The sequence below is a fragment of the Microbacterium sp. NPDC028030 genome (assembly GCF_040637855.1).
Lineage (GTDB): Bacteria > Actinomycetota > Actinomycetes > Actinomycetales > Microbacteriaceae > Microbacterium.
The window spans coordinates 812,691-839,035 of the sequence record NZ_JBEZXF010000002.1 but is presented as its reverse complement, the minus strand read 5'-3'; the positions used below and the strand labels follow the sequence as shown (position 1 = coordinate 839,035).

The following is a 26,345-nucleotide window of genomic DNA, read 5'->3' as shown; positions in this document are numbered from 1 at the left end:
TCAGGTCCTCTCGAAGGTCTCGGCCATGCGGCCGATCGTGTCGATGGCGCGCTCGAGGTGTGCGGGCTCCATGGGCCCGAGCAGACGGGCGGCCGACAGCAGGCCGATCGAGGCACTGGACAACGCGAGGGCCAGGGCGTCGACATCCACGTCGGACACGATCTCCCCGCGGTTCTGCAGATCATGGAGCCACTCGACGACTCGTCGCTGCCGATCCCGATATCGGCCGTCCTCGACCGCGGCGACGTGGTCGCCGAGCACTCCGCGATCGTCGAGGAAGGCCGCGGTCATGAGTGCGTCTTCGCTGAGCGCCCGTGCAGACGCCCGATACGCGGAACTCAGTCGGGGGTGGTCGCCCAGCTCGTCGCGTATCCGGGCGTTCATGCGCGCCGTGCCGCGCTGCAGGAGGGCGTCGAGGATGCCGCGTTTGCCCTCGAACTCGAGGTACACGGCGCCCTTGCCGATGCCGGCCTGCTCGGCGACGGCAGCGATGCTCATGCCGTCGAAGCCCTGTGCGAGCACGAGCTCCTCTGCCGCATCCAGGATGCGCTCTCGCCTATTCGGGACGCGGGGTCGAGGCATGGTCGCCGCTCCTCAGATGATCGAGCATCGCCGGGATGACGAGGTCGGGCCGGTCCCGCTGCACCCAGTGCCCGGCGCCGGGGACCTCGAGGATCGTGCCGGAAGGCAGCAGTTCGGCTGCGGTCTCGACGCGTGCGATCGGGACGCCGGTGTCACGGTCGCCGTGCACGAGCAGCACCGGTGTCTCGATCGGCGACAGCCTGTCGGTGTACACGGTGCGCAGGCGGTTCCAGAGCACTTGATCGCGCTGCCACTCGCCGAAGACCTCCATGCCGGTGCCCGTGGCGGCTTCCGCCATCACGGCCTGCACGAGCGCGGACGTCCGTGCCTGCGGGTTCCTGACGAGGTCTCGAAGCCCACGCTCCATCGCGGCATCGTTGCGCGCGTACGAGCGTGTCAGCGCAGCCAGCAGCCCCGACCGCAGCAGCAGGAACGACGACAAGTGGGTCACCGGGCCCAGGAAGCCGTCCGCGAGGCGCGGCATCAGGCCGTAGCAGCCGAGCAGGATCGCCGCCCGCGCCCGCCCGGGCTGGTCGAGCAGGTGGCCGATGGTCATCCCGCCCCCGAGCGAGAGTCCGGCGACCGCGTAGTCGGAGAGGTCCAGAGCCTCCACGAGCTCCGCGACATGCCGGACGAGCTTTTCCTGGGTCAGCGCCCACTGCGCGCGGGGACTCTGCCCGAAGCCGGGATGGTCGGGCGCCACCGTGCGGTGTCCCGCAGCAGCGAGCGCAGGACCGACCTCGCCCCACGAGAGCTCTGCGCTGTCGGCGCCGCCTCCGTGCAGCAGCAGCACCGGGGCGCCGGTCTCCTCGGCAGGGAGCCATTCCAACACCGACACTGTGGCGTGCGGGAGGTCGATGCGCGAGCGTCGGGCTTCCATGACGGGCATCCTCTCGTTGTGACCAGTATAGCCCTTCTGGTCACAACGGTGCGGCTCGGATCAGGATGCGTGCTCGTCCGCCGCGGCGCGTTGTGCGGCGCGCAGTTCCGCCGTGGCGATCCCGACCTCGGCCTCGGCGCGCTGCAGCCGACGCTGAGCGAACGTGGTGGCCGCGAACCGTGCGTGCACCCGATCGGCCCTCTCCTCCTCGGCAGTGACGATGTACGCGCACGCGAACAGCATGACCTGTGCGGAGAAGTTCAACCAGATCAGCAGCGCGAGCAGTGACGCGAACGAGGCGAGGAGCGGGTTGCTCGTGGCGCCGCCGACGAAGAGCCCGGACAACTCCTGCAGGACCAGGAGTCCGAACGCGCCGAGCAGAGCGCCGGGCCACAGCGAACGTGCGGGTGGGCGCACTCCGGAGAGCAGCAGGAACACCCCGATGATGAGAGCCGTATCGAGGGCGAATACGATGACCAGGGAGAGGCCGCGAACCGCCAAGGCGACCGCGGGGGAGTCCGCAGGGAGGCCGAGGGCATCCGCGATCCAGGCCACGCCGAGCTGCCCGACGAACGTGAGCGCCGCCGAGACGACGAACGAGAGTCCGATCCCCAGCGCGAGCGCCAGGTTGCGCAGGATCACCCAGATCCACAGGATGTCGTCCTGCACGGTGCCCGCGATCACCCGGACAGCGGTGCGGAGCGAGCCGATCGCGCCGAGTGCGGCGCCGACGAGGGCGACCAGCGAGATGATGCCGGCGATCGACAGGGATGCGGGCGCGCGGAGGTCCCCCGGGTCGATCGCACCGTCCTTGCCGATGAGCCCAGGGACGGCGGACTGCACCGCTTCGATGATCGCGCGCCAGGCGTCGGGGTTGCCCGCGAGCCACAGTGCGGCGAGCGAGAAGCCGAGCAGGACGCCGGCGAACACGCTGAAGAGCGCGCGGTAGGTCACGCTGTCGGCGAGTGCCGGACCGCGTCGCTCGGAGTAGAGCAGCGCGGCGCGCACCGGCCGTCTGGCGAGGGCCCAGGCGATGACCGGCGTCGTGATGCGCGCGATGAGGCCGGGCTTCGCGGGTGCGTCCGTTCGGGGGCTGTCGTCTCGTGTCTCGGTGTTCGCCACGCCCCCACCCTAGGAGCAGGGGAGGCAGCCATGCAGGGGCTTGACGCGGCGCGTCACCATGGCCAGTGCGACCGAGCCGGTGCCCTAGAATCGGGGTCAACCTCGATGTGCGCCCCTCGCCCGAGGTCCTTCCCACGATTGGTGACAAGTGCATCTCCCTGCCGATTCGCTCGCTCCGGAATGGCTCGTCGTCCCCGAGGACGCCAATGATCTCGCCGACGGCGTGTGGCCGGCATCCGCGGTGCGCGGCGGCGACGGCGCCGTCGAGATCGCCGGCGTCAGCGCGACCGCTCTGGCTCAGACGTATGGCACCCCGCTGCTCGTGCTCGACGAGGAGGAGGTGCGCGGTCGTGCCCGTCGATTCCGCGACGCATTCGACCGCGCAGCGGCCGAGAACGGCACGACGGCGCAGGTGTATTACGCCGGTAAGGCGTTCCTGTGCACCACGGTCGCCCGGTGGATGGTCGACGAGGGGCTGCGAGTCGACGTGTGCACCGGGGGAGAGCTCGCCGTCGCCCTCGCCGCCGGCGTCGTTCCCGCATCGCTCGGGTTCCATGGCAACAACAAGTCGGTCGCCGAGCTCGAGCGTGCCGTCGAGGTCGGTGTCGGGACGGTCATCGTCGACAGTGCGATCGAGATCGAGCGCCTCGCGGCGATCACCGCCCGCACCGGGGCGACCCAGCGCGTGCTCGTGCGCGTCGTGAGCGGCGTCCACGCCGAGACACACGACTTCCTCGCGACCGCCCACGAAGACCAGAAGTTCGGGTTCCCGCTCCGGGAGGCCGAGGCGGCGGTCGCACGCATCCGCGAGATCCCCGGCCTCGTGTTCGCCGGATTGCACTGCCACATCGGTTCACAGATCTTCGGCGTCGCAGGATTCCGAGAGTCGGCCTCGCGCGTCCTCGACCTCCATGCCGCATTGCTCGCGCACGGCCCTGTCCCGCAGCTCAACCTCGGCGGCGGCTTCGGCATCGCCTACACGCGGGTCGACGACCCGACCCCGATCGAGGAACTCGCCGGCGCCATCGTCAGCGCCGTGGCGGAGGGATGTGCGGCTCGGGGTATCCCCGTCCCCGCCCTGTCGTTCGAGCCCGGTCGGGCCATCGTCGGCACGGCGGGAGTCACGATCTACGAGGTCGGCACCACGAAGGACGTGACCGTGGCGTCGGGGTCCGTCCGCCGGTACGTGAGCGTCGACGGCGGCATGAGCGACAACGCACGACCCGCTCTCTACGGCGCCGAGTACTCGGCACGCCTCGCGTCGCGCGTGGGCACGGGTGAGCCGCGCCTCAGCCGCGTGGTCGGCAAGCACTGCGAGTCCGGCGACATCGTCGTCGATCACGAATACCTGCCGGACGATCTCGTGCCAGGCGATCTGCTGGCGGTCCCCGCGACCGGAGCCTACTGCGCTCCGCTGGCCAGCAACTACAACCATGTCCCGCGTCCGCCCGTCGTGGCCGTCCGAGATGGTCGTTCGACGATCATCGTCCGCGGCGAGACGCTCGACGATGTGCTGGCTCGCGACGCGGGCATCGACGGGGCGGACGCCCCGAGGGAGAACCAATGACCCACCTCCGAAGGAGCAACCATGACTGACTACCGACGACTTCGCGTTGCACTGCTGGGCGCGGGAGCGGTCGGCTCGCAGGTCGCGGCGCTCCTGCTGCGTCATGGCGCCGAGCTCGCGGACCGCGCTGGCGCCGAGTTGGAGCTCGCCGGCATCGCCGTGCGCGACGTGGATGCGCCGCGCGATGTCGACCTGCCGAAGGACCTGTTCACCACCGACGCCGAATCCCTGATCCTCGGCGCCGACATCGTCATCGAGCTCATCGGGGGCATCGAGCCCGCGCGCACCAGCATCCTGCAGGCGATCGGCTCCGGCGCCGACGTCGTGACGGCCAACAAGGCACTCCTCGCGACGCACGGCCCCGAGCTGTTCGAAGCGGCAGACCGCGTGGGAGCCTCGGTCTACTACGAGGCAGCGGCCGCCGGTGCGATCCCGATCATCCGTCCACTGCGCGATTCGCTCGCCGGCGACCGGGTGGTGCGCATCATGGGCATCGTGAACGGCACGACCAACTACATCCTCGACCGGATGGACACGGAGGGCGCTGATTTCGCCGACGTGCTCGCCGACGCGCAGCGCCTGGGCTATGCCGAAGCCGACCCGACGGCCGACGTCGAGGGGTACGACGCGGCGCAGAAAGCCGCGATCCTCGCGAGCCTCGCCTTCCACACCGCGGTGCCGTTGGACGCTGTCTACCGCGAGGGCATCACCTCGATCACGGCGTCGATGATCGAGGAGGCGCGCGCGGCGGGCTTCGTCATCAAGCTTCTGGCCGTGTGCGAGCGCATCGAGGCGAACGGCGCCGAGTCGATATCGGTGCGCGTGTATCCCGCGCTGGTGCCGAAATCGCACCCCCTCGCATCGGTGCACGGTGCCAACAACGCGGTGTTCGTCGAGGCCGAGGCCGCCGGGTCTTTGATGTTCTACGGTGCGGGCGCCGGCGGCGTGCAGACCGCATCCGCCGTGCTCGGTGACGTCGTCTCGGCTGCCCGGCGCCACATCGCGGGCGGTGTCGGCGTCGGCGAGTCCACCAGGGCGAACCTGCCGGTCGTCCCGATCGGACACGTGACCACGCGCTACCAGATCACCCTCGAGGTCTCCGATGCGCCGGGCGTGCTCGCCACCGTGGCCGGAATCCTCAGTGACGGTGAGGTGTCCGTCGCCACCGTCGTGCAGACCGTCGAGGGGGAGGACGAGCCGACGGCTCGGCTGATCATCGGCACGCACCGCGCGACCGAGCAGGCCCTCAGCGCGACCGTCGACGCTCTCGCCGACAGCGACGTCGTCGCCCGCGTGGTCTCGGTGCTCCGGGTGGAAGGCGAGTGACGATGGCCGCAGCCCTCGCGCCCACCGCGGGCGACACGGTCGAGGGGCGTACCGTCGAGGTCCGCGTGCCTGCGACGAGCGCGAACCTCGGCCCCGGCTTCGACACCCTGGGCTTGGCACTCAGCATCTACGACACCCTCCAGGTCACGGCGCTCCCGGCGGGGGAGCTGGAGATCGAGGTGTCGGGTTCCGGTGCCGCCGAGATCCCGCGCGACGCGTCGAACCTCATCGTCCGCACGATCGCCTATGTGTTCGCGGACGCGCAGCGCCCGATGCCCGGGCTCCGCATCGTCGCCGAGAACGGGGTCCCGCATGGTCGTGGACTCGGTTCGTCCGGTGCCGCGGTGGCTGCGGGAGTGCTCGCCGCGAAGGGGCTGCTCGAGGGCGATGTCGAGATCGGCGACACCGACCTCCTCCGCCTTGCGACCGAGATCGAAGGGCACCCCGACAACGTGGCGCCCGCCCTCTTCGGCGGGTTGACGATCGCGTGGATGTCGGAGCGCGGCCCGCAGCACAAGAAGCTCCTCGTCCACCGCGGAGTCTCGCCGCTGGTGCTGGTCCCCGCGTACACGATGTCGACGTCGCAGGCGCGCTCCCTCCAGCCGCCGCAGGTCTCGACCGCCGACGCCGTGTTCAACGTCTCCCGCTCCGCGCTGCTGATCGCGGCGCTGATGCAGAGCCCCGAACTTCTTCTGGACGCGACCGCCGACAGGCTGCATCAGGACTACCGGGCGGGTGCCATGCCGGAGACGCAGCGGCTCGTGCAGGCGCTGCGAGCCGCGGGATTCGCCGCCGTCGTCTCCGGCGCCGGGCCGAGCGTGCTGGTGCTGGCGGACGGCCCAGGCAGCCGCCAGGACGCGGTCGAGCTGGCCGACCGGGTCACCGACACCCCGTGGGAAGCGCTCCTGCTCGCAGTCGACGTCCGTGGTGGTACAGTGGGGACTCGAGCGGAGGGCTCCACGTAACGACGTGAATCTGGCCCCATTGCAACTCTTGCAAGACCCGCACGCAAAACCCTTGAGGCACAAGTGCCGAGGCTGGCTGGCGCCGAGCGTCAGCCCGTGCGATCGTGCGCAGCACCCGTTGTGCGCGTTCAACGCTCATTCCCCATGACATATAAGGGAGTACTCGTGGAGAACCTCTCCGAGACCCAGAACGACCAGTCGGCTCCGACCGCCGAAGCGCCTGCGGCCACCGCCGAGGCGAAGACCGAAGCCGCGCCGGCGCGCAAGCGTGCGCCGCGCCGCGCGAGCACCGCGACGGCTGCGGCGAAGGCGGAGAAGGCCGAGGCCGCCAAGGCCGCAGCGCCCGAGGCCGAGAAGACCGAGCAGAAGACCGACGCGCCGAAGGCTGAGTCTGCTCCTGCCGATGCGGCCGACACGGCGGAGGCAGCGCCCAAGGCGAAGGCACCGCGCCGGAGCCGTGCGAAGAAGGCCGATGCCGAGGCCCCGGCCGCGGAATCCGCTCCCGTGGAGGCACCTGCCGCCGACGCCGCTCCGGCCGACGCAGCTGCCGAGCCCGCGCCCAAGTCGACCGGCCGCGGCCGCCGTGGAGCCCAGAAGCCTGCCGCTGAGACGGAGGCGACCCCGGTGGCAGCCCCCGCCGCCGATGCCGCAGCGGAGTCGGCACCGGCCGAGACCGCACAGAACGGCGATGGCGGATCCGACTCGTCCGACGGTGGCGAGGAGCAGGGCGGCCGTGGCCGCAACCGCAACCGCAGCCGCAACCGTGGACGCGGCCAGAACGGCGCGGCGCAGGAGCAGCAGGCGCAGCCCGCCGCCGACGACGACCAGGCCGGCGGCAACAGCCGTAACCGCCAGCGCAACAAGCGCCGCAACGGCGCCCCGGCAGACGAGTTCGACACCGAGATCGGTGAGGACGACGTCCTGATCCCGATCGCCGGCATCCTGGACGTGCTCGACAACTACGCCTTCGTCCGCACCACCGGATACCTCGCCGGTCCCAGCGACGTCTACGTCTCGCTCGGCCAGGTCAAGAAGTACAACCTCCGCAAGGGCGACGCGGTCGTCGGCTCGATCAAGCAGCCGCGCGAGGGCGAGCAGCAGGGTCGGCAGAAGTACAACGCGCTGGTGAAGGTCGACTCCATCAACGGCCTGTCCGTCGATGACGCCGCCACGCGCGTGGAGTTCGGCAAGCTCACCCCGCTGTACCCGCAGGAGCGTCTGCGTCTGGAGACGGCCCCCGAGAAGCTCACCCAGCGCATCATCGACCTGGTCGCCCCGGTCGGCAAGGGCCAGCGCGGCCTGATCGTCGCGCCGCCCAAGGCCGGTAAGACCATCGTCCTGCAGCAGATCGCGAACGCGATCGCACAGAACAACCCCGAGGTCCACCTCATGGTCGTGCTCGTCGACGAGCGCCCCGAAGAGGTCACCGACATGGAGCGCTCCGTCAAGGGCGAGGTCATCGCCTCGACGTTCGACCGTCCGGCCGAAGACCACACCACGGTCGCCGAGCTGGCCATCGAGCGCGCGAAGCGTCTCGTCGAACTCGGCCGCGATGTCGTCGTCCTCCTCGACTCGATCACCCGCCTCGGCCGCGCATACAACCTGGCGGCGCCGGCCTCCGGTCGCGTGCTCACCGGTGGCGTCGATGCGTCGGCGCTGTACCCGCCCAAGCGCTTCTTCGGAGCGGCACGCAACATCGAGAACGGCGGATCCCTCACGATCCTCGCGACCGCGCTCGTCGAGACCGGGTCCAAGATGGACGAGGTCATCTTCGAGGAGTTCAAGGGCACCGGCAACAGCGAGCTCCGCCTGTCTCGCGCCCTCGCCGACAAGCGGATCTTCCCGGCGGTCGACGTGAACGCGTCGAGCACCCGCCGTGAAGAGATGCTGCTCTCGGCCGACGAGGTCAAGATCACGTGGAAACTGCGTCGCGCCCTCGCCGGCCTCGACCAGCAGCAGGCCCTCGAGGTCGTGCTCGGCAAGCTGAAGGAGACGAACTCGAACGTCGAGTTCCTCGTGCAGATGCAGAAGTCGATCCCCACGCTCCCGTCCGGCGCGCACGGGCACGACAACAACATCCGCTGAGCGGCTGAGCCGTGTTCGAGTCCGTCCAGACTCTGATCGACGAGCATCGCCGGGTGCAGGAGGAGCTCTCCGACCCGGCGGTGCACGCCGACGCCGCCCGAGCGAAGCGCGTCAACCGGCGCTACGCCGAGCTCTCGCGCATCGTCTCGGCATACGAGGCCTGGGTCGCTGCGACCGACGATCTCGAGACCGCGCGCGAGTTCGCTCGCGAGGACGAGTCGATCGCGGCGGAGATCCCCGCGATGGAGGAGGAGCTGCAGGCCTCCCAGCAGCGTCTGCGGCGGCTGCTGATCCCACGCGATCCCGACGACGCCCGCGACGTGATCATGGAGATCAAGGCGGGCGAGGGCGGTGCGGAGTCCGCGCTGTTCGCCGCCGATCTGTTGCGCATGTACATCCAGTACGCCGCGTCCAAGGGGTGGAAGACCGAGCTGCTCGAGCGCAACGAGTCCGACCTCGGCGGCTACAAGGACGTGCAGGTCGCGATCAAGGGCTCCTCGTCCGACCCGGCGCAGGGCGTCTGGGCGCATCTGAAGTACGAGGGCGGAGTGCACCGGGTGCAGCGCGTGCCGGCCACCGAGTCGCAGGGACGCATCCACACCTCCACGACCGGCGTGCTCGTCTTCCCCGAGGTCGATGAGCCGGAGGAGATCCAGATCGACCAGAACGATCTCAAGATCGATGTCTTCCGCTCCTCCGGTCCTGGCGGACAGTCCGTCAACACGACTGACTCCGCGGTGCGCATCACCCACGTGCCCACCGGCATCGTCGTCTCGATGCAGAACGAGAAGTCGCAACTGCAGAACCGCGAGGCCGGAATGCGTGTGCTGAGGGCGCGACTGCTCGCGCGGCAGCAGGAGGAGCTGGACGCCGCCGCATCCGACGCCCGTCGTTCGCAGATCCGCGGCATGGATCGCTCGGAGCGCATCCGCACGTACAACTTCCCGGAGAACCGGATCGCCGACCACCGCACCGGGTTCAAGGCGTACAACCTCGACCAGGTGATGGACGGTGCCCTCGACCCGCTGATCGAGAGCGCGATCACCGCGGATGAGGAAGCACGCCTCGCCGCGGTGGGCGCCGAGTCCTGACGCGCGCGGAAGGTCGTCCGAGCGCTAAGCTCTGGCCGTGATCACATTCCTGTTCCGCGGCCTGATGTACGTCGTGTCGGCGGGCCTCGGCCTGATCGCCGCCGACCTCCTTCTCGATGGCTTCGTGATCGAGTGGGACAGATGGTGGGGCTTCGTCATCTGCATCCTGATCTTCGCGATTCTGCAGAGCGTGCTCTCGCCCTGGGTCGGCAAGATCGCCGATCGCTACGCCCCGGTGCTGATGGGTGGCATCGGGATCGTCTCGACGCTCATCTCGCTCATCATCGTGGTGCTGCTGCCCATCGGAGGGCTCCGTATCACCGACCTCACCGGCTGGCTCCTCGGAGCGGTCATCGTGTGGCTGATCACTGCGCTGGGGAGTGTGCTGCTGCCCCTGATCTTTTTGCGCAAGAAGGTCGACGCGGTCAAGACCGCGCGCCGCTAGCCTCCGTCGGGTGAGTCGCTCCACTCACCCTCAGAAGAAGGAGCAGACCATGGCTCGAGTGATCGTCCATGCCACGGTGACCCTCGACGGGTTCCTCGCGGACGAGGACGGCGGGGTCGACTGGATGTTCGGCCGCCCGTCCGCTCCGGAAGACGATCTCGTCGTCGAGAGGACCATGGAGCACATCGGCGCCATCGTCGGGGGAGCTAACAGGACCAGGACCATCGAGGACGGCGAGATCCCCTACGGCGGCATGCTGAAGGTGCCGGTGTACCTCATGACCCATACCGCGCACGAGCCGATCGAGCGAGACGGCATCGTCTACACGTTCGTGGTCGACGACATCGCGAAGGCGGTCGAGACGGCCATGCAGGCGGCGGGTGACAAATGGGTGAGCCTGCTGGGCGGGAGCATCGCGCGACAGTGTCTGCAGCTCGGGCTCGTCGATGAGCTTCACCTCGACGTCGCACCGGTTCTGCTGGGAGGCGGGATCTCGCTGTTCGCCGGGCTCGGTCGACGCATCGAGCTGGAGCGCCTGGAGACATCGGCCTTCGCGAGCGAGACCCACCTGCGCTACCGCGTCCTCCGCTGAGCGCGCCGTACCGTCACGCCGGCAGCACGCGCGCTCGTCGCCCGCGTCACACCGCCCGGGTCAGATCGCGTAGTAGTCCGGTGCGGTGAGCAGCGCTCTCGTGTCGTCGCCGACGGTGCGGTGACGAGGCTTGGCGGGCACGCCGACCAGGACGCTGTCTTCCGGGGCGTCGCGGGTGACGACGGCGTTGGCGCCGACCACAGACCGTGCTCCGATCGTCACCGGGCCGAGGATCTTGGCCCCCGCGCCGACCATGACTCCGTCGGCGAGCGTCGGGTGCCGCTTGCCCGAGGTCCTGGTGCGTCCTCCGAGGGTGACGCCGTGATACAGCATCACGTCATCGCCCACCTCGCTCGTCTCCCCGATCACCACTCCCATGCCATGGTCGATGAAGAAGCGACGGCCGATCCGCGCACCTGGATGGATCTCGATACCGGTCAGCCACCGCGTGATCTGCGAGCCCGCACGTGCGAGCAGTCGCAGGCGGCGGAGCCAGAGTGCGTGCGCGACGCGGTGCGCCCAGATCGCGTGGAGACCGGGGTACAGCAGAGCGACCTCGATGCCGCTGCGCGCGGCCGGGTCCCGGAGGCGAGCCGCCGCGATGTCCTCGCGCATTCGCCCGATCATGCCCATCGGACGGCTCAGTCTTCGCGAAGATCCTCGAACAGCGCGGTGGAGAGGTAGCGCTCACCGGTGTCCGGGATCACGACGACGATCGTCTTGCCGGCGTTCTCCGGGCGGGCGGCGACCTTGAGCGCCGCGGCGACCGCTGCGCCGGACGACATGCCGACGAGCAGACCCTCCTTGGCCGCGAGGTCACGGGCGACCCGCAACGACTCATCGAACTCGGCGGTGAGGATCTCGTCGAGCACCTCGCGGTCGAGCACGTCCGGGACGAAGTTCGGGCCGATGCCCTGGATCTTGTGCGGGCCCGGGTGCCCCTCTGTGAGCACGGGGGAGTCCTTGGGCTCCACGGCGATGACCTTTACGCCGGGCTTGGCGGCCTTGAGTGCCTGGCCCGTTCCGGTCACGGTGCCGCCGGTGCCGACTCCGGCGACGAGGATGTCGACGGCGCCGTCGGTGTCGCGGAGGATCTCCCGAGCCGTCGTCTCGCGGTGGATCTGGGGGTTCGCAGCGTTCTCGAACTGACGGATCCAGATCGCGCCCGGAGTCTCGGCGACGATGCGCTTGGTCTCCTCGATCGCTCCGCTCATGCCCTTCGTCGGGTCGGTGAGCACGATCTCGGCGCCGAACGCCTTGAGCAGCACGCGCCGCTCCTTCGACATGGACGCCGGCATCGTCAGGATGACCCGGTAGCCACGCGCCGCGCCGACCATCGCCAGAGCGATGCCCGTGTTCCCGCTCGTCGACTCGACGATCGTGCCGCCGGGGGCGAGCTCGCCCGAGGCCTCGGCCGCGTTGATCATGGCGATGCCGATGCGGTCCTTCACGCTGGAGGCGGGGTTGTAGTACTCGAGCTTGGCGAGCACCGTCGCACCAAGGCCCTCGGTCACGCGGTTCAGGCGCACGAGCGGCGTGTTGCCGAAAGCGGTCGTGATGTCGGAGTGGATGCCGGGCATGGGGAGCCTTCCTGTGCGGGTTCGCTGCCGCACCAGCCTAGGGGAGGAGGCTATGCGCGAGGGCAATGTGACGGGCTCGCGCACTCTACGCTGGAACCCATGCCCGACACCTCTCTCGGCGCGGTCGTCCGCGCCGCAGCTCAGCGCCTGGCCGATGCCGGCGTCCCGGATCCCGCGGTCGACGCCGAACTGCTCGCCGGCCACGCGCTCGGACTCCGTCGCGGTGAGGTGCAGGCGGCGGTCATCCGCGGAGACGGGATCGACGACGAGGCTGCGGCGACTCTGGAAGCACTGGTGACGCGCCGCGCCGCCCGCGAGCCCCTGCAGCACATCACGGGCAGGGCGCCGTTCCGTCATCTCGAACTGGCCGTCGGTCCCGGCGTCTTCGTGCCGCGGCCGGAGACCGAGACCGTCGTGCAGTACGCGATCGATGCGCTGCTCGCGTCGGCGGAGCCTTCGCCGATCGGGGTCGATCTCGGCACCGGGAGCGGGGCGATCGCTCTCGCGATGGCGACCGAGGTGCCGCACGCCCGTGTCTTCGCCGCCGAGCTCTCTGCAGATGCGCACGCGTGGGCCAGCCGCAACGTCGCCGGGGTCGACAACCTGACCCTCGTCCTGTCCGACCTGGCAGAGGCGTTCCCCGAACTCGACGGCACCGCGTCGGTCGTCATCTCGAATCCGCCGTATGTGCCGGACGCCGCGATCCCTCGTGATCCGGAGGTGCGCCTGTTCGACCCCGACATGGCACTGTACGGGGGAGAGGACGGACTCGACATCGTGCGCGTGCTCAGTACCCGGGCGCTGCGTCTGCTGCATTCCGGTGGCCTTCTGGTGATCGAGCACGGCGAGCTGCAGGGCGAATCGATCAGGGAGATCCTGACCGCCGACGGCTGGCGGGGAGCCGCAACGCATCGCGATCTCACGCTGCGGGACCGTGCCACCACGGCACTCAGGCCCTGATCAGCAGGCTCCGAGCATCCTCCGTATCCGCGCCGCATAGAATCGAACCGTCATGTCAACCATCTTCGACTGCCGCGACGACTCGCAGCTGCTCGCCGGCATGCGCCATGCGCGCCAGGCGATCGGCCGTGGCGACCTCATCGTGATGCCCACAGACACCGTGTACGGCGTCGCCGCCGACGCCTTCTCCCCGGCAGCCGTGCAGCGGCTCCTCGATGCGAAGGGGCGGGGGCGCGATCAGCCACCGCCCGTGCTCATCGGCTCGAAGGAGACGCTCGCCGCCCTGGCGGAGTCCGTCCCGGAACCCGTCGAGCGCCTCATCGAGGCCTTCTGGCCCGGCGGACTGACGATCGTGCTCCCGGCCCAGCCCTCCCTGGTGTGGGATCTGGGGGAGACGCTGGGAACGGTCGCCGTGCGGATGCCGGAGGGACGCGTCGCCCTGGAGCTGCTGGCCGAGACCGGGCCCCTGGCGGTGTCCAGCGCGAACCTCACCGGCCGACCGGCTGCCATCTCCGCTCTGGACGCGGAGAAGATGCTGGGCGACAGCGTCTCCGTGTATCTCGCAGACGGCCTCAGCAAAGACGGCATCGCCTCCACGATCGTCGATGCGACGTCTCTGGTCCGCCGTGGTCCCGACTCCGAGGCCGGCGGCGTCCGCATCCTCCGAGACGGCGCGGTCTCGCGTGAGCAGCTGCAGGAGGTGCTCGGCGATCTGCTCGAGCCCGAGGAGCAGGGCGAGCACGAGCACGCTGAGCAGGCGCATGCGGAGGAGCAGCAGGACGCGGATTCGTGAAGCAGTATCTCGCCACGATCATCATCACGGCAGCGATCACGTTCGCGCTGACCTGGGCGGTCTGGCGACTGAGTCTGCGGTTCAAGCTGTACCCGGGCATCCGTGAGCGCGACGTGCACACGACCCCGACTCCGCGTCTCGGCGGTGTTGCCATCTTCCTGGGGATCGCCGCGGCCTTCGGGTTCTCGGCCATCAACCCGTTCTTCCAGAGCATCTGGATTCCGCCGCAGACGATGTGGTCGATTCTCGGAGCCTCGCTGCTGATCGCGATCATCGGGGTCGTCGACGACCTCTGGGACATCGACTGGATGATCAAGCTCGGAGCGCAGTTCCTGGCCGCTGGCGTCATCACCGTCGGGGGAGGGCTGCAGATCCTCTCGCTGCCCTTCGGCGATCTGATCGTGGTCTCCAGCTGGCTGAGCATCACGATCACGATGTTCGCGATCGTGATCGTGATGAACGCCGTGAACTTCATCGACGGTCTCGACGGTCTCGTGGCCGGCGTCTGCCTGATCTCGAACGGCGTCTTCTTCGCATACTCGTACATCTTCACGCGCGACTCCGGCGCCTCCAGCTACTTCAACCTGTCGACGTTCCTCGCCGCCGCGCTGATCGGCGCCTGCCTGGGCTTCCTGCCGCTGAACTGGAGTCCGGCGAAGCTGTTCATGGGCGACTCCGGTGCCCTTGTGATGGGTCTGCTCATGGCGACGTCGGCGATCGCGATCACCGGTCAGATGGACCCCTCTGCCCTCGACCCCGAGCGCCTCGGACGCTCGCAGCTGGTCGGCGCGTTCCTGCCCATCCTGCTGCCGCTGCTGGTGGTGCTCCTTCCCCTGCTCGACTTCGGACTCGCCGTGCTGCGACGCATGAGCGCCGGTCGCTCGCCGTTCTCGCCCGATCGCAAGCATCTGCATCACCGGATGCTCGACCTCGGACACCGTGACCGCGACGCGGTCCTGATCTTCTACGCATGGACGGCGGTCATCTCCCTCGCTGTCCTGCTGATGTACGTCGGCGCGCGGGAGGACTGGCCCGGTCAGTACCTTCCCGGCGTCGGCTTCGGCATCGTGGGCATCGCCGCCTGCCTCGTCGTGACCCTGAGCCCCACCCGCCGCAGGAAGCGTGCAGCGGCCGCCGAACCCGACCAGACCCCCGTGGAGCCCCGATGAGCCCGAGCCCTGTTTCCAGCACTCCGATCCTGCGACGAACCCTGATCTGGTCGGCTGTCGCGACCGCGGTGCTCGTCGTCGTCGCGGCCGGCATCGGCTACATCGTCGCTCAGGGCGAGGGCCTGGTCAGCGGGCTGCTCGGCGTCCTGCTGGCGGCGCTGTTCCTCGCGATCACCGGCATCAGCATCCTGATCGCCAACCGCTGGTATGGCGATCCGATCTACGTGCAGCTCTTCTTCGCCATCGTCCTCGGCGGCTGGCTGCTCAAGCTCGGGCTCTTCGTCGTCGCGATGATCCTGCTCGCCGGGCAGCCGTGGCTGCATCCGATGGTGTTCTTCCTCTCCATCGTTGCGGGCGTGCTGATGTCGCTGGCGATCGACGTCATCGTCCTCACCCGCATGCGCCTGCCCAACGTCAGCGACACCACCCTGCCGACCGAGGTTCCCGAGGACCGTGCGCCGGGCCGAGCGAACGACATCGACGACGGGGCGGCGCCCGCCGAGGGCGGTCCGCGGTCTTAGGACACCCTCAGATTCTGATACTGTTGAAACGTGCCCGCCGCTCGCCCGCGAGCGCTTGCGCTGTGTAGCACACCGACCATCGTCGCCCCGGTTTAGACCGGTGCCCCGAAGCTGGAGCCCGCGCTGTTTAATCTTGCTGCGACCCTGACCCCCCGACTTGCCTCCGACGGCGAGTTCCACGGCCCTTCGATTGACGATTTCTTCCCGGAGATCCTCTTCAACATCGGCCCGATCCCCGTGAACCGGATCCATCTGGTCCAGTTGCTCGCGGTGATCGCCGTGGTCCTGATCCTCTGGCTCGGCACGCGTCGGATGACGGTCGTCCCCGGACGATTCCAGAGCCTGGTCGAGATGGGGCTCGGCTTCGTCCGCACCAACGTCGCCCACGACATGCTGGGGCGCAAGGACGGCGACCGGTTCCTGCCGATCCTCACGACGATCTTCTTCATGGTGCTGTTCATGAACATCACCGGGATCATCCCCTTCCTGAACATGCCGGGAACGGCGATCGTGGCGGTGCCGCTCACGCTCGCGGTGGTCAGCTACGTGACCTTCATCTACGCGGGCATCAAGCGACACGGATTCAAGTTCTTCAAGAACTCGCTCTTCCCGCAGGGTGTGCCGGTGGCGGCCATGCCGATCGTCGCGATCATCGAGCTCATCTCGACCTTCATCCTCCGCCCCGTCACCCTGACGCTGCGTCTTCTCATGAACCTCGTCGTGGGGCACATGATCCTGGTCCTCGCGTTCTCCGCGACCCAGTTCTTCTTCTTCACCGCAGGCGGCGGCTGGGCCGCGCTGGGTGTCGGAACCCTCGCCTTCGGCGGCGCCTTCACTCTCTTCGAGATTCTGGTCGCCGTCCTCCAGGCATACGTCTTCACCGTCCTCACCGCGGTCTACATCCAGCTCGCGGTCGCAGAAGAGCACTGAGCGGGCAGGCATCAGCCTTCCCACCCAACGAAAGGAAAAACCCGTGGACGCTACTACGGTTCTCGCTGAAATCAACGGTCACATCGGAGCGGTCGGCTACGGCCTCGCAGCCATCGGCCCGGCCATCGGCGTCGGCATCGTCGTCGGCAAGACCATCGAGGGTGTCGCCCGTCAGCCCGAGCTGGCCGGCCGTCTCCAGGTCCTCATGTGGATCGGTATCGCCTTCACCGAGGCGCTCGCGTTCGTCGGCATCGCCGTCGCATTCATCCCGTTCCCCGCGTAATTCTCACCGACTTCAGAAGGAGACAGGATGCTGAACGCTCTTGTCACGAACCTCGCAGCTGAGGGGGAGCCGAACAACCCCCTCATCCCTGCGTGGTACGACATCATCTGGTCGGGCGTGTGGTTCATCGTCATCCTGATCGTCGTCTGGAAGGTCGCCCTTCCTCGGCTGACGAAGATGCTCGACGAGCGCTCCGCCGCCATCGAGGGCAACATCGCGAAGGCCGACGAGGCGCAGAAGCAGGCCGAGGCGGCTCTCGAGGAGTACACGCGTCAGCTCGCTGAGGCGCGCACCGAGGCCGGCGAGATCCGCGAAGCCGCCCGCGAGGACGGCAAGAAGATCGTCGCCGAGGCGAAGGACACCGCGACGGCCGAGGCCGCTCGTATCACCGCCACCGCGCACACGCAGATCGAGGCAGAGCGTCAGACCGCTCTCGTCTCGCTGCGCAGCGAGGTCGGATCGCTGGCTCTCGACCTCGCCGGTGGCGTCGTCGGCGAGACGCTCTCCGACGACGCTCGTGCGACGGCTGTCGTCGATCGCTTCCTCGCCGACCTCGAGGCATCCGAGAAGGCGGCTCAGTAATGGGCAGCGCGACCACTCAGGCACTCGCGGCATCCATCCAGACGCTTGCCGCAGCGAAGGACGTCACTCTCGACACCGCGCGGGAGCTGCTCGCTGCCGCACGTGCCGTGAGCGAGTCGTCTCAGCTGAGCGGCGCGCTTGCTGATCCCTCCGCTCCCGCCGTGGCACGGCAGAACATCGTCGCCGCGGTGTTCGGCGGGTTCTCCACGGGTGCTCAGGATGTTCTGAAGACCGCCGTGGCGGAACGCTGGTCGAACGCCGACGAGCTGGTGGACGGTATCGAGGAGCTCGCGATCCGCGCTGCGGCGATCGCGGATCCGGATGCGGACATCGAGGGAGAGCTCTTCGGGTTCTCCCGCGTGATCGCGGCCAATCCCGAGCTCGAGCTCGCCCTGGGCAGCCGCCTCGGCGGAGAAGACGCCAAGGGTGCGCTCGTCGAGCGCCTCCTGGCCGAAGGCTCCACGAGCGCTGCGACATCGCTGATCATCACCTCGCTCGTGCGCCAGCCGCGCGAACGTCGTGTGCGGCGCTTGCTGAACCGGGCGATGAGCATCGTCTCCAGCCAGCGCGGTCGCGTGGTGGCCACGGTGCACACCGCTACCGCACTGAGCGACGCGCAGCGAGCACGCCTCAGCGATTCGCTGTCGCGTCGCTACGACGGTCAGGTATCTCTCAACGTCGTCATCGACCCTGCCGTGGTCGGAGGTCTGCGTGTGCAGATCGCCGATGACGTCATCGACGGCAGCATCTCCGCACGACTCGCCGACCTTCGCCAGAAGCTCGCGGGCTAACACGACTTCGCGCGGGGAACCGCGCACCCAGATACAAAGGGAAGACAATGGCAGAACTATCGATCAGCCCCGACGTCATCCGTGACGCGCTGAAGGACTTCGCCGCAGCATACGAGCCCACCGCGGCCGGGGCGACCGAGGTCGGCACCGTCATCGATGCCGCAGACGGCATCGCGCACGTCGAGGGACTGCCCGGCGTCATGGCGAACGAGCTCGTGATCTTCGCGGACGGCACCAAGGGACTCGCACAGAGCCTGAACGAGCACGAGATCGGCGTCGTCGTCCTCGGCGACTTCACCGGTGTCGAGGCCGGACAGGAAGTCACCCGCACGGGTGAGGTCCTCTCGGTTCCGGTCGGCGACGGCTACCTCGGCCGTGTGGTCGACCCGCTCGGCAACCCGATCGACGGCCTCGGCGCCATCGCCACCGAGAGCGTTCGCGCTCTCGAGCTCCAGGCTCCCGGCGTGATGCAGCGCAAGTCGGTGCACGAGCCGATGCAGACCGGCATCAAGGCGATCGACGCGATGATCCCCGTCGGCCGTGGCCAGCGTCAGCTCATCATCGGTGACCGCCAGACCGGCAAGACGGCGATCGCGATCGACACGATCATCAACCAGAAGGCCAACTGGGAGTCCGGCGACGTCAACAAGCAGGTCCGCTGCATCTACGTCGCCATCGGCCAGAAGGGCTCGACCATCGCTTCGGTGAAGGGCGCGCTCGAAGAGGCCGGCGCCCTGGAGTACACCACGATCGTGGCCGCTCCGGCATCCGACCCCGCGGGCTTCAAGTACCTGGCTCCCTACACCGGTTCGGCCATCGGCCAGCACTGGATGTACGGCGGCAAGCACGTCCTCATCATCTTCGACGACCTGTCGAAGCAGGCCGAGGCCTACCGCGCCGTCTCCCTCCTCCTGCGCCGCCCGCCGGGCCGTGAGGCATACCCGGGTGACGTCTTCTACCTGCACTCGCGTCTGCTCGAGCGTTGCGCGAAGCTGTCCGACGAGCTCGGCGCCGGATCCATGACGGGTCTCCCGATCATCGAGACCAAGGCCAACGACGTCTCGGCGTACATCCCGACCAACGTGATCTCGATCACCGACGGCCAGATCTTCCTCCAGTCCGACCTCTTCAACGCCAACCAGCGTCCGGCGGTCGACGTGGGTATCTCGGTCTCGCGCGTCGGCGGTGACGCGCAGGTCAAGTCGATCAAGAAGGTCTCCGGAACGTTGAAGCTGGAGCTCGCGCAGTACCGCTCCCTCGAGGCGTTCGCGATGTTCGCATCCGACCTCGACGCGGCTTCGCGTCGTCAGCTCGCCCGCGGCGCTCGCCTGACCGAGCTGCTGAAGCAGCCGCAGTACTCGCCGTACCCCGTCGAGGAGCAGGTCGTCTCGATCTGGGCCGGCACGAACGGCAAGCTCGACACCATCGAGGTCGAAGACGTCCTGCGCTTCGAGCGCGAGCTCCTGGACTACCTGCGTCGCAACACCTCGGTCCTCGACACGCTGCGCGACACCAACGTCCTCGACGACGCCACTGTCGCGGAGCTCGAGAAGCAGACGGATGCCTTCGTCCTGGAGTTCCAGGGCGGCAAGGGTCACGCCATCGGCGCCCCTGGTCACGAGGAGCACGCTGCAGCCGAGGCTGAAGACGTCAACCAGGAGAAGATCGTCAAGGGTCGTCGCGCGTAATCGCGTGAGGTACTGACATATGGGCGCTCAACTCCGGGTCTACAAGCAGAAGATCTCTTCTGCTCAGACGACCAAGAAGATCACGAAGGCGATGGAACTCATCGCGGCTTCGCGCATCCAGAAGGCGATGGCACGCGTCAAGGCGTCCACTCCCTTCGCGCGAGCCGTGACGAGGGCCGTATCGGCCGTCGCGACGCACTCGAACGTGGATCACCCGCTGACCCGCGAGCCCGAGAACATCACCCGCTCCGCGGTCGTGATCTTCTCGTCGGACCGCGGCCTCGCCGGAGCCTTCAACTCGCAGATCCTCCGTGAGGGTCTCGAGGTGGCGGAGCTCCTGCGCGAGCAGGGCAAGGAACCGGTGTTCTACCTCATCGGTCGCAAGGCCGTCGGCTACTTCCAGTTCCGACGGATCGCTGCGGCTGCGGAGTGGACCGGCGACACCGACACCCCGTCGTTCCACACCGCCGAGGAGATCTCCGCGACACTGCTCGACGCGTTCTCCCGCGGGGGACAGGACGGCGGCGTCGACGAGATCCACCTCGTGTACAACCGTTTCGTCAGCATGATGACGCAGTCGCCGGAGTCCGTGCGTCTGCTCCCGCTGGAGATCACGGAAGCCGATGAGTCGGAAGCCGGTAACACCGTCTACCCGCTGTACGAGTTCGAGCCGGACGCCGAGACCGTTCTCGACGCGATCCTGCCGGTGTACATCCAGAGCCGCGTCTTCAACGCACTCCTGCAGTCGTCTGCCGCCAAGCAGGCCGCCACGCAGAAGGCGATGAAGTCGGCCAGCGACAACGCCGACAAGCTCATCACCGACTACACCCGTCTGCGCAACAACGCGCGTCAGGCGGAGATCACGCAGCAGATCGCCGAGATCGTCGGCGGCGCCGACGCTCTCGCGAGCAAATAGACCATCAGGAAAGAGACGAAAATGACCCTCACCGCTCCGGCTGACCAGCCGGCGACCGCGGTCGTCGGGCGCGTCGCACGCGTCAACGGTCCGGTTGTCGACATCGAGTTCCCGCACGACTCGATCCCCGACATCTACAACGCTCTCAAGACGTCGATCACGGTCGACGAAGAGACCGTCGAGATCACGCTCGAAGTCGCTCAGCACCTCGGTGACGACCTCGTCCGTGCCATCGCCCTGAACCCGACCGACGGCATCGTCCGCGGTCAGGAGGTCCGCGACACCGGTGAGGCCATCTCGGTCCCCGTCGGCGACGTGACCAAGGGCAAGGTGTTCAACGTCATCGGCGAGGTGCTCAACCTCGAGCCCGGCGAGACGATCGAGGTCACCGAGCGCTGGCCCATCCACCGCAAGGCGCCGAACTTCGACCAGCTGGAGTCGAAGACGACGATGTTCGAGACGGGCATCAAGTCCATCGACCTCCTCACCCCGTACGTCCAGGGTGGAAAGATCGGTCTGTTCGGTGGAGCCGGTGTCGGCAAGACCGTCCTCATCCAGGAGATGATCCAGCGCGTCGCGCAGGACCACGGTGGTGTGTCGGTGTTCGCCGGTGTCGGTGAGCGCACCCGTGAGGGCAACGACCTCATCCACGAGATGGAGGAGGCGGGCGTCTTCGACAAGACCGCGCTCGTGTTCGGCCAGATGGACGAGCCGCCGGGGACGCGTCTGCGCGTCGCGCTGTCGGCTCTGACGATGGCGGAGTACTTCCGTGACGTGCAGAAGCAGGACGTGCTGCTCTTCATCGACAACATCTTCCGCTTCACGCAGGCCGGTTCCGAGGTCTCCACGCTGCTGGGCCGCATGCCCTCCGCAGTGGGTTACCAGCCGAACCTCGCCGACGAGATGGGTGTGCTCCAGGAGCGCATCACCTCGACGCGTGGTCACTCGATCACCTCGCTGCAGGCGATCTACGTGCCGGCCGATGACTACACCGACCCGGCTCCGGCGACCACGTTCGCCCACCTCGACGCGACGACCGAGCTCTCTCGTGAGATCGCCTCGAAGGGTCTGTACCCGGCCATCGACCCGCTGACCTCGACGTCGCGCATCATGGACCCCCGCTACTTGGGCGAGGACCACTACCGCGTCGCCACGACGGTCAAGCAGATCCTCCAGAAGAACAAGGAACTGCAGGAGATCATCGCGATCCTCGGTGTCGACGAGCTCTCCGAAGAGGACAAGATCGTCGTGTCGCGTGCACGTCGCATCCAGCAGTTCCTCTCGCAGAACACCTACATGGCCAAGAAGTTCACCGGTGTCGAGGGTTCGACCGTCCCGCTCAAGGAGACCATCGAGTCGTTCGATGCGATCACCCGCGGTGACTTCGACCACGTCGCCGAGCAGGCCTTCTTCAACGTCGGTGGCATCTCCGACGTCGAAGAGCAGTGGGCGAAGATCCAGAAGGAGAACGGCTGACCATGGCATTGCACGTCAGCCTCGTCTCCGCGGATGCGGAGGTCTGGACGGGAGAGGCGAGCCTCGTGGTCGCCAAGACCGTCGAGGGTGAGATCGGCTTCATGACCGGCCACGAGCCGGTGCTGGCGATCCTCGCCGAGGGCCAGGTCCGCATCACCCAGTCGGATGGCAGCAAGGTGCTGGCGAACGCACAGGACGGGTTCCTCTCCATGGAGGGCGACACCCTGACGATCGTCGCCGGCAACGCGGCTCTCATCGCCTAGCGACAACCGTTCGACACGTCCGCCTCGGTACCCGTTCGGGTCCCGGGGCGGACGCGTCTGCATCCACAGAGGTTTCATGAAGATCCTGCTCCCGCCGTCGGAGACCAAGCGTGAGGGCGGTGACGGTCCGCCGCTCGATCTCGAGGCGCTCGCACTGCCGACGCTCGGAGCCGAGCGGTCCGCCGTCCTCGACGCGCTGATCGATCTCGCGGCCGACGAGCCTGCGGCCAGGCGCGTCCTGAAGCTGAGCGAGCGCCAGAGCGGCGACATCGCACACAACAGGAGGCTGCGGACGTCGCCGACGATGCCGGCCGTCGACCGCTATACGGGGGTCCTGTTCGATGCGCTCGATGCGCAGACGCTCTCGGCCGCATCTCGCCGCTGGTTGGCGACGCACGTCTGGATCCACAGCGCCCCGCTGGGGCCGATCGGTGCGCTCGATCCGATCCCCGCGTATCGGCTGGCGGCGGGGACCTCGCTTCCTGGTCTTCCTGCGCTCCGACGCCATTGGGGTTCCGCGACCACTTCCGCCCTGGCCGATGCTGCACCGTCGTTCGTGCTCGACCTGCGCAGCGAGGCGTACGTCGCCCTCGGCCCGGTTCCTGCGACCGTCCCTTCCGCGTACGTGCGGGTCGTGACCGAACAGGGGAGGGCGCTGAACCACTTCAACAAGAAGTCCAAGGGGCTCCTCGTCCGCGCTCTCGCCGAAGACCGGCCCCGAATCGGTTCTCTCCGAGGTCTCCGTTCGTGGGCGGGCTCGCACGGTCTCGTGTTCCGCCATGGCGACCACTCCGGCGTTCTGGAGCTCGTCGTCAGCGAATAGCGTGTGATTCGGCGCACCTCATGTCGCCCGCGCGGCTCGTTGCCCGGAATATTGCACACCGATATGGTGGTGTCGCGGCGTGAATCGCGTCCGTTCATTCAGATCCGGAGGGGATCATGGACTCCTACTACGACTCGGGATACCTTGCCGCGATAGCCGGCATCGTCATCTTCAGCATCATCATCGGGCTCGCGGGATACGTCCTGGGGTCGCTCTTCTACATGAAGATCTTCCAGAAGGCCGGTGTGCAGGGAGCCTGGCGCGCCTGGGTGCCGGTGTACAACGTGATGATCTTCTTCAAGCTGGGTGATCTGAGCCCCTGGCTCGTGCTCTACGGCATCGCCGGAACCGCGCTGCTGGGTTGGATCGGAGTCGGTTACGTCTTCTCCGTCGCACTCGCCGTCCTCTCCGCCATCGCAGCGTGGCGCGTGGGCCTCAAGCTCCAGAAGGATGCGGTCTGGGTCATCCTCTACGTCTTCCTGAGCATCGTCTGGCTCGGCATCAACGCCTTCGACAAGTCCCGCTGGAACCCGAACATCCAGCCGGCCTCCTGGGCGGGCAACGGATTCCTCGGCGACCGCACGGTGTGGGACGGCATCCCCGCTCAGCCGTCGGCCGCTGCTCCGCAGGCGGGGTATGGCGCTCCTCAGGGCTACGCGCCTCCGGCCCCGCAGGGCTACGCTCCGCCGGCACAGCCCGGCTACGCTCCGCCCGCACAGCCCGGCTATGCTCCGCCCGCCCAGCCCGGCTATGCTCCGCCCGCGGGGCCCGCAGCTCCCGCAACCGGCGCCCCGGTTCCGCCGGCTCCGCCGACGACGCCTCCGGCACCTCCGGCTGCACCGCCGACGACGCCGCCCGCGCCTCCGACGGCGCCCCCGGCTGCACCGCCGACCACGCCGCCGAGCGATCCCACGCAGCCGCCGGCCTGACCATCGGAAACAGGGCTCCCGACCTCGGTCGGGAGCCCTGTGGCGTTCCCGGGTGGTCCTCGATCCGGACCGGCCGCTAACGTGGAAGCCATGGTCTTGTCGCAGCGCCGAGTCGGCGCGTCCGGTCTCCTCGTCTCGTCCACAGGCCTCGGCTGCAATAATTTCGGACGCGCGGGAACCGCGACCGAGACCCTTGCCGGAACGCGCGAGGTGATCGACGCCGCCCTCGCCAACGGGATCACCTTCTTCGACACCGCCGACATGTACGGCGCGGTCGCCGGTGCCAGCGAGGCGTTGATGGGTGAAGCGCTGGAGGGGCGGCGCGACAGCGTCGTGCTGGCGACGAAGTTCGGGCAGGAGCGCGACATGGGATACGCGTTCCCGGCGGCCCGCGGGTCACGTCGATATGTCCGTCGCGCCGTCGAGGAGTCGCTGCGGAGACTGCGCACCGACTGGATCGACCTTTATCAGCTGCACCTTCCCGACCCCGAGACGCCGATCACCGAGACCACGGACGCGCTCGACGAGCTCGTGCGCGAAGGCAAGATCCGCTACTACGGGCACTCGAACTTCACTGGATGGCAGGTGGCTGAAGCCGAGCTCACGACCCGTGCTCGCTCGACCGGCCGATTCGTCTCTGCCCAGAATCACTACTCCCTGCTCTCTCGGGCGGCGGAGCGCGAGGTGCTCCCGGCGGTGGAGCGCTTCCAACTGGGCTTCTTCCCCTACTTCCCGTTGCACAACGGGCTGCTCACCGGGAAGTTCACGCGCGACGGAGGCCCGTCGTCGAGTCGGATCATGTCCGAACGCCGCCACCTCTGGGAGAGGGCGCCCTGGGATGCGCTCGACGCGTTCCGCGATTTCTGTGATGACCGAGGTATCACCATGGTCCAGGCGGCGTTCGGCTGGCTTCTCGCCCGGCCCGCGGTGTCGAGCGTCATCGCCGGTGCCACGTCTGTGGCGCAGGTCGAGGCGAATGCCGTCGCCGGAGACGCCTGGCGTCCGGATGCCGCCGACCTCGAGATCCTCGACGGGCTTTTCCCGCTGCCCGCCGATCCGGCCGCCTGAGTGTGATCATGGGACGGTGGAGTTCTACTACGATGTGTGAGTATCCTGCGGACGCCCGATCCGTCGCAGGCTCATCGGAGGCAGCACGTGGCTGAGACGAAGACGCATCGCGTCACGGTTGCGCAGCGCCCTCTGCTGCTGTCCTGGGCGGGAGTCACCGACCTGGGCCGGCGACGCGAGACGAATCAGGATGCCTTTCTCGCGGAGTTCCCGCTGTTCATCGTCGCCGACGGCATGGGCGGTCACGCAGGCGGGGAGATCGCGAGCCGCAGTACGGTCGAGCGGCTGCAGGCCGTCGTGTCCTCGGGGGACGTGAGCGGGCCTTCGATCGAGAAGGCTCTCGAGCTGGCCGTGGGAGACATCGCGGATCACCCGGAGACGACCGACGAAGGCACGGGGACGACGCTCACCGGTGTCTATTTCCACACCGAGGGTGAAGACGCGCAGTGGGTGGCGCTGAACATCGGCGATTCCCGGGTCTATCTGCTCCGGGATGAGCGCCTCGTGCAGGTGACGACGGATCATTCGGTGGTCCAGGAGCTGATCACGGCCGGCAAGCTCAGCCCCGAAGAGGCCGAAGGGCATCCGTACAGCAACGTGATCACCCGCGCGGTCGGCGCGAGCGAACTGACCGCGCCGGACTACGTCACGATCGACGTACGACCGGGCGACCGGTTCGTCATCTGCTCCGACGGGCTCACGAAGGAGCTCACCGATTACGGAATTCAGCACTTCCTGCGTGAGAACAGTGACCCGGGCGACGGTGTGGATGCGATGTTGGCCGCGGCGCTCGAGAACGGGGGTCGCGACAACGTGACTCTCATCATCGTCAAGGTCTCCGACGAAGACGACTCATCCTCCCCAGACGAAGACACCGCGCAATAGCGGTTCGGCGCTGTGGACAGCGCCGAACCACCG

General features: G+C 68.2%; 28 protein-coding genes. 23 read left to right on the top strand and 5 right to left on the bottom strand.

The genetic code is table 11. The features are described from left to right. The 3 genes from AB0E56_RS12935 to AB0E56_RS12925 are packed head-to-tail and all read right to left on the bottom strand — an operon-like array spanning position 1 to position 2,584. Complete coding sequence (locus AB0E56_RS12935; protein ID WP_359799479.1) at positions 1–582, bottom strand: helix-turn-helix domain-containing protein; 582 nt, start codon at positions 580–582, stop codon at positions 1–3. Further along, complete coding sequence (locus AB0E56_RS12930) at positions 557–1,462, bottom strand: alpha/beta hydrolase (RefSeq protein ID WP_359799478.1); 906 nt, start codon at positions 1,460–1,462, stop codon at positions 557–559. The genes AB0E56_RS12935 and AB0E56_RS12930 overlap by 26 nt, the downstream gene beginning before the upstream one ends. 60 nt (positions 1,463–1,522) lie before the next feature. Beyond that, positions 1,523–2,584, bottom strand: coding sequence for a YihY/virulence factor BrkB family protein (locus AB0E56_RS12925; protein WP_359799475.1), 1,062 nt, complete (start codon positions 2,582–2,584; stop codon positions 1,523–1,525). Positions 2,585–2,732: 148 nt separating this feature from the next. Between AB0E56_RS12925 and lysA the strand changes: the two genes are divergently transcribed. The 7 genes from lysA to AB0E56_RS12890 all read left to right on the top strand — a co-directional run bounded on the left by lysA (position 2,733) and on the right by AB0E56_RS12890 (position 10,655). Beyond that, positions 2,733–4,151 carry a diaminopimelate decarboxylase gene (gene lysA / locus AB0E56_RS12920; protein ID WP_359799474.1) on the top strand — a complete coding sequence of 473 codons (1,419 nt, stop codon included), beginning with the start codon at positions 2,733–2,735 and terminating at the stop codon, positions 4,149–4,151. Between the two features lie 21 nt (positions 4,152–4,172). Further along, on the top strand, positions 4,173–5,477 hold the full coding sequence (locus AB0E56_RS12915; RefSeq protein ID WP_359799472.1) for a homoserine dehydrogenase: 1,305 nt from the start codon (positions 4,173–4,175) through the stop codon (positions 5,475–5,477). A 2-nt stretch (positions 5,478–5,479) separates the two neighbouring features. Then, a complete protein-coding gene (thrB, locus tag AB0E56_RS12910) occupies positions 5,480–6,442 on the top strand; it encodes a homoserine kinase (protein ID WP_359799469.1) in 963 nt (320 codons plus the stop codon). A 144-nt stretch (positions 6,443–6,586) separates the two neighbouring features. After that, complete coding sequence (gene rho, locus AB0E56_RS12905) at positions 6,587–8,527, top strand: transcription termination factor Rho (RefSeq protein WP_359799467.1); 1,941 nt, start codon at positions 6,587–6,589, stop codon at positions 8,525–8,527. An 11-nt stretch (positions 8,528–8,538) separates the two neighbouring features. Further along, a complete protein-coding gene (gene prfA, locus AB0E56_RS12900; protein WP_359799465.1) occupies positions 8,539–9,618 on the top strand; it encodes a peptide chain release factor 1 in 1,080 nt (359 codons plus the stop codon). 37 nt (positions 9,619–9,655) lie between these two features. Further along, entirely contained in the window at positions 9,656–10,063 is a 408-nt protein-coding gene (locus AB0E56_RS12895) for a hypothetical protein (RefSeq protein ID WP_359799464.1), read from the top strand. Positions 10,064–10,112: 49 nt separating this feature from the next. Continuing rightward, positions 10,113–10,655: a dihydrofolate reductase family protein gene (locus AB0E56_RS12890; RefSeq protein WP_359799462.1), complete on the top strand. Its 543-nt coding sequence runs from the start codon at positions 10,113–10,115 to the stop codon at positions 10,653–10,655. 60 nt (positions 10,656–10,715) lie between these two features. On the opposite strand, the gene epsC is transcribed toward AB0E56_RS12890, so the two are convergent. Together epsC and cysK are read right to left on the bottom strand one after the other, a co-directional pair. Beyond that, complete coding sequence (gene epsC, locus AB0E56_RS12885; protein ID WP_359799460.1) at positions 10,716–11,288, bottom strand: serine O-acetyltransferase EpsC; 573 nt, start codon at positions 11,286–11,288, stop codon at positions 10,716–10,718. 8 nt (positions 11,289–11,296) lie between these two features. Next, positions 11,297–12,235 (bottom strand): cysteine synthase A, encoded by a 939-nt coding sequence (gene cysK / locus AB0E56_RS12880; RefSeq protein ID WP_359799458.1) that lies wholly within the window; start codon positions 12,233–12,235, stop codon positions 11,297–11,299. 99 nt (positions 12,236–12,334) lie between these two features. Here cysK and prmC point away from each other — a divergent pair, with 99 nt between their 5' ends. From prmC to AB0E56_RS12800, 16 genes are all read left to right on the top strand, one after another. Then, positions 12,335–13,195 (top strand): peptide chain release factor N(5)-glutamine methyltransferase, encoded by an 861-nt coding sequence (gene prmC, locus AB0E56_RS12875; RefSeq protein ID WP_359799456.1) that lies wholly within the window; start codon positions 12,335–12,337, stop codon positions 13,193–13,195. Between the two features lie 52 nt (positions 13,196–13,247). Beyond that, positions 13,248–13,988: an L-threonylcarbamoyladenylate synthase gene (locus AB0E56_RS12870; protein ID WP_359799454.1), complete on the top strand. Its 741-nt coding sequence runs from the start codon at positions 13,248–13,250 to the stop codon at positions 13,986–13,988. After that, entirely contained in the window at positions 13,985–15,157 is a 1,173-nt protein-coding gene (locus AB0E56_RS12865) for an MraY family glycosyltransferase (protein WP_359799452.1), read from the top strand. The genes AB0E56_RS12870 and AB0E56_RS12865 overlap by 4 nt, the downstream gene beginning before the upstream one ends. Beyond that, complete coding sequence (locus tag AB0E56_RS12860) at positions 15,154–15,678, top strand: hypothetical protein (RefSeq protein WP_359799450.1); 525 nt, start codon at positions 15,154–15,156, stop codon at positions 15,676–15,678. The genes AB0E56_RS12865 and AB0E56_RS12860 overlap by 4 nt, the downstream gene beginning before the upstream one ends. Positions 15,679–15,915: 237 nt before the next feature. Continuing rightward, positions 15,916–16,608, top strand: coding sequence for a F0F1 ATP synthase subunit A (atpB, locus tag AB0E56_RS12855; RefSeq protein ID WP_359799448.1), 693 nt, complete (start codon positions 15,916–15,918; stop codon positions 16,606–16,608). A 43-nt stretch (positions 16,609–16,651) separates the two neighbouring features. Then, the gene (atpE, locus tag AB0E56_RS12850; RefSeq protein ID WP_045265023.1) at positions 16,652–16,891 is read left to right on the top strand and encodes an ATP synthase F0 subunit C; all 240 of its coding nucleotides are present in this window, start codon (positions 16,652–16,654) and stop codon (positions 16,889–16,891) included. 27 nt (positions 16,892–16,918) lie between these two features. Next, positions 16,919–17,473 (top strand): F0F1 ATP synthase subunit B, encoded by a 555-nt coding sequence (locus tag AB0E56_RS12845; protein WP_183152473.1) that lies wholly within the window; start codon positions 16,919–16,921, stop codon positions 17,471–17,473. Continuing rightward, positions 17,473–18,264, top strand: a complete 792-nt coding sequence (locus AB0E56_RS12840) for a F0F1 ATP synthase subunit delta (RefSeq protein WP_359799445.1) — start codon at positions 17,473–17,475, stop codon at positions 18,262–18,264. The genes AB0E56_RS12845 and AB0E56_RS12840 overlap by 1 nt, the downstream gene beginning before the upstream one ends. A gap of 47 nt (positions 18,265–18,311) precedes the next feature. Next, positions 18,312–19,952 (top strand): F0F1 ATP synthase subunit alpha, encoded by a 1,641-nt coding sequence (gene atpA / locus AB0E56_RS12835; protein WP_359799443.1) that lies wholly within the window; start codon positions 18,312–18,314, stop codon positions 19,950–19,952. Between the two features lie 19 nt (positions 19,953–19,971). Beyond that, on the top strand, positions 19,972–20,868 hold the full coding sequence (locus AB0E56_RS12830; protein ID WP_359799442.1) for a F0F1 ATP synthase subunit gamma: 897 nt from the start codon (positions 19,972–19,974) through the stop codon (positions 20,866–20,868). A gap of 21 nt (positions 20,869–20,889) precedes the next feature. Then, positions 20,890–22,344 (top strand): F0F1 ATP synthase subunit beta, encoded by a 1,455-nt coding sequence (gene atpD / locus AB0E56_RS12825; RefSeq protein ID WP_337003576.1) that lies wholly within the window; start codon positions 20,890–20,892, stop codon positions 22,342–22,344. A 2-nt stretch (positions 22,345–22,346) separates the two neighbouring features. Continuing rightward, positions 22,347–22,607 (top strand): F0F1 ATP synthase subunit epsilon, encoded by a 261-nt coding sequence (locus AB0E56_RS12820; protein ID WP_359799440.1) that lies wholly within the window; start codon positions 22,347–22,349, stop codon positions 22,605–22,607. A 76-nt stretch (positions 22,608–22,683) separates the two neighbouring features. Further along, positions 22,684–23,430, top strand: a complete 747-nt coding sequence (locus AB0E56_RS12815; protein WP_359799439.1) for a peroxide stress protein YaaA — start codon at positions 22,684–22,686, stop codon at positions 23,428–23,430. 116 nt (positions 23,431–23,546) lie between these two features. Beyond that, entirely contained in the window at positions 23,547–24,359 is an 813-nt protein-coding gene (locus AB0E56_RS12810; protein ID WP_359799437.1) for a large exoprotein, read from the top strand. 90 nt (positions 24,360–24,449) lie between these two features. Then, entirely contained in the window at positions 24,450–25,427 is a 978-nt protein-coding gene (locus AB0E56_RS12805) for an aldo/keto reductase (RefSeq protein WP_359799436.1), read from the top strand. Positions 25,428–25,514: 87 nt separating this feature from the next. Beyond that, entirely contained in the window at positions 25,515–26,312 is a 798-nt protein-coding gene (locus AB0E56_RS12800; protein ID WP_359799435.1) for a protein phosphatase 2C domain-containing protein, read from the top strand. Positions 26,313–26,345: the final 33 nt, after the last annotated feature.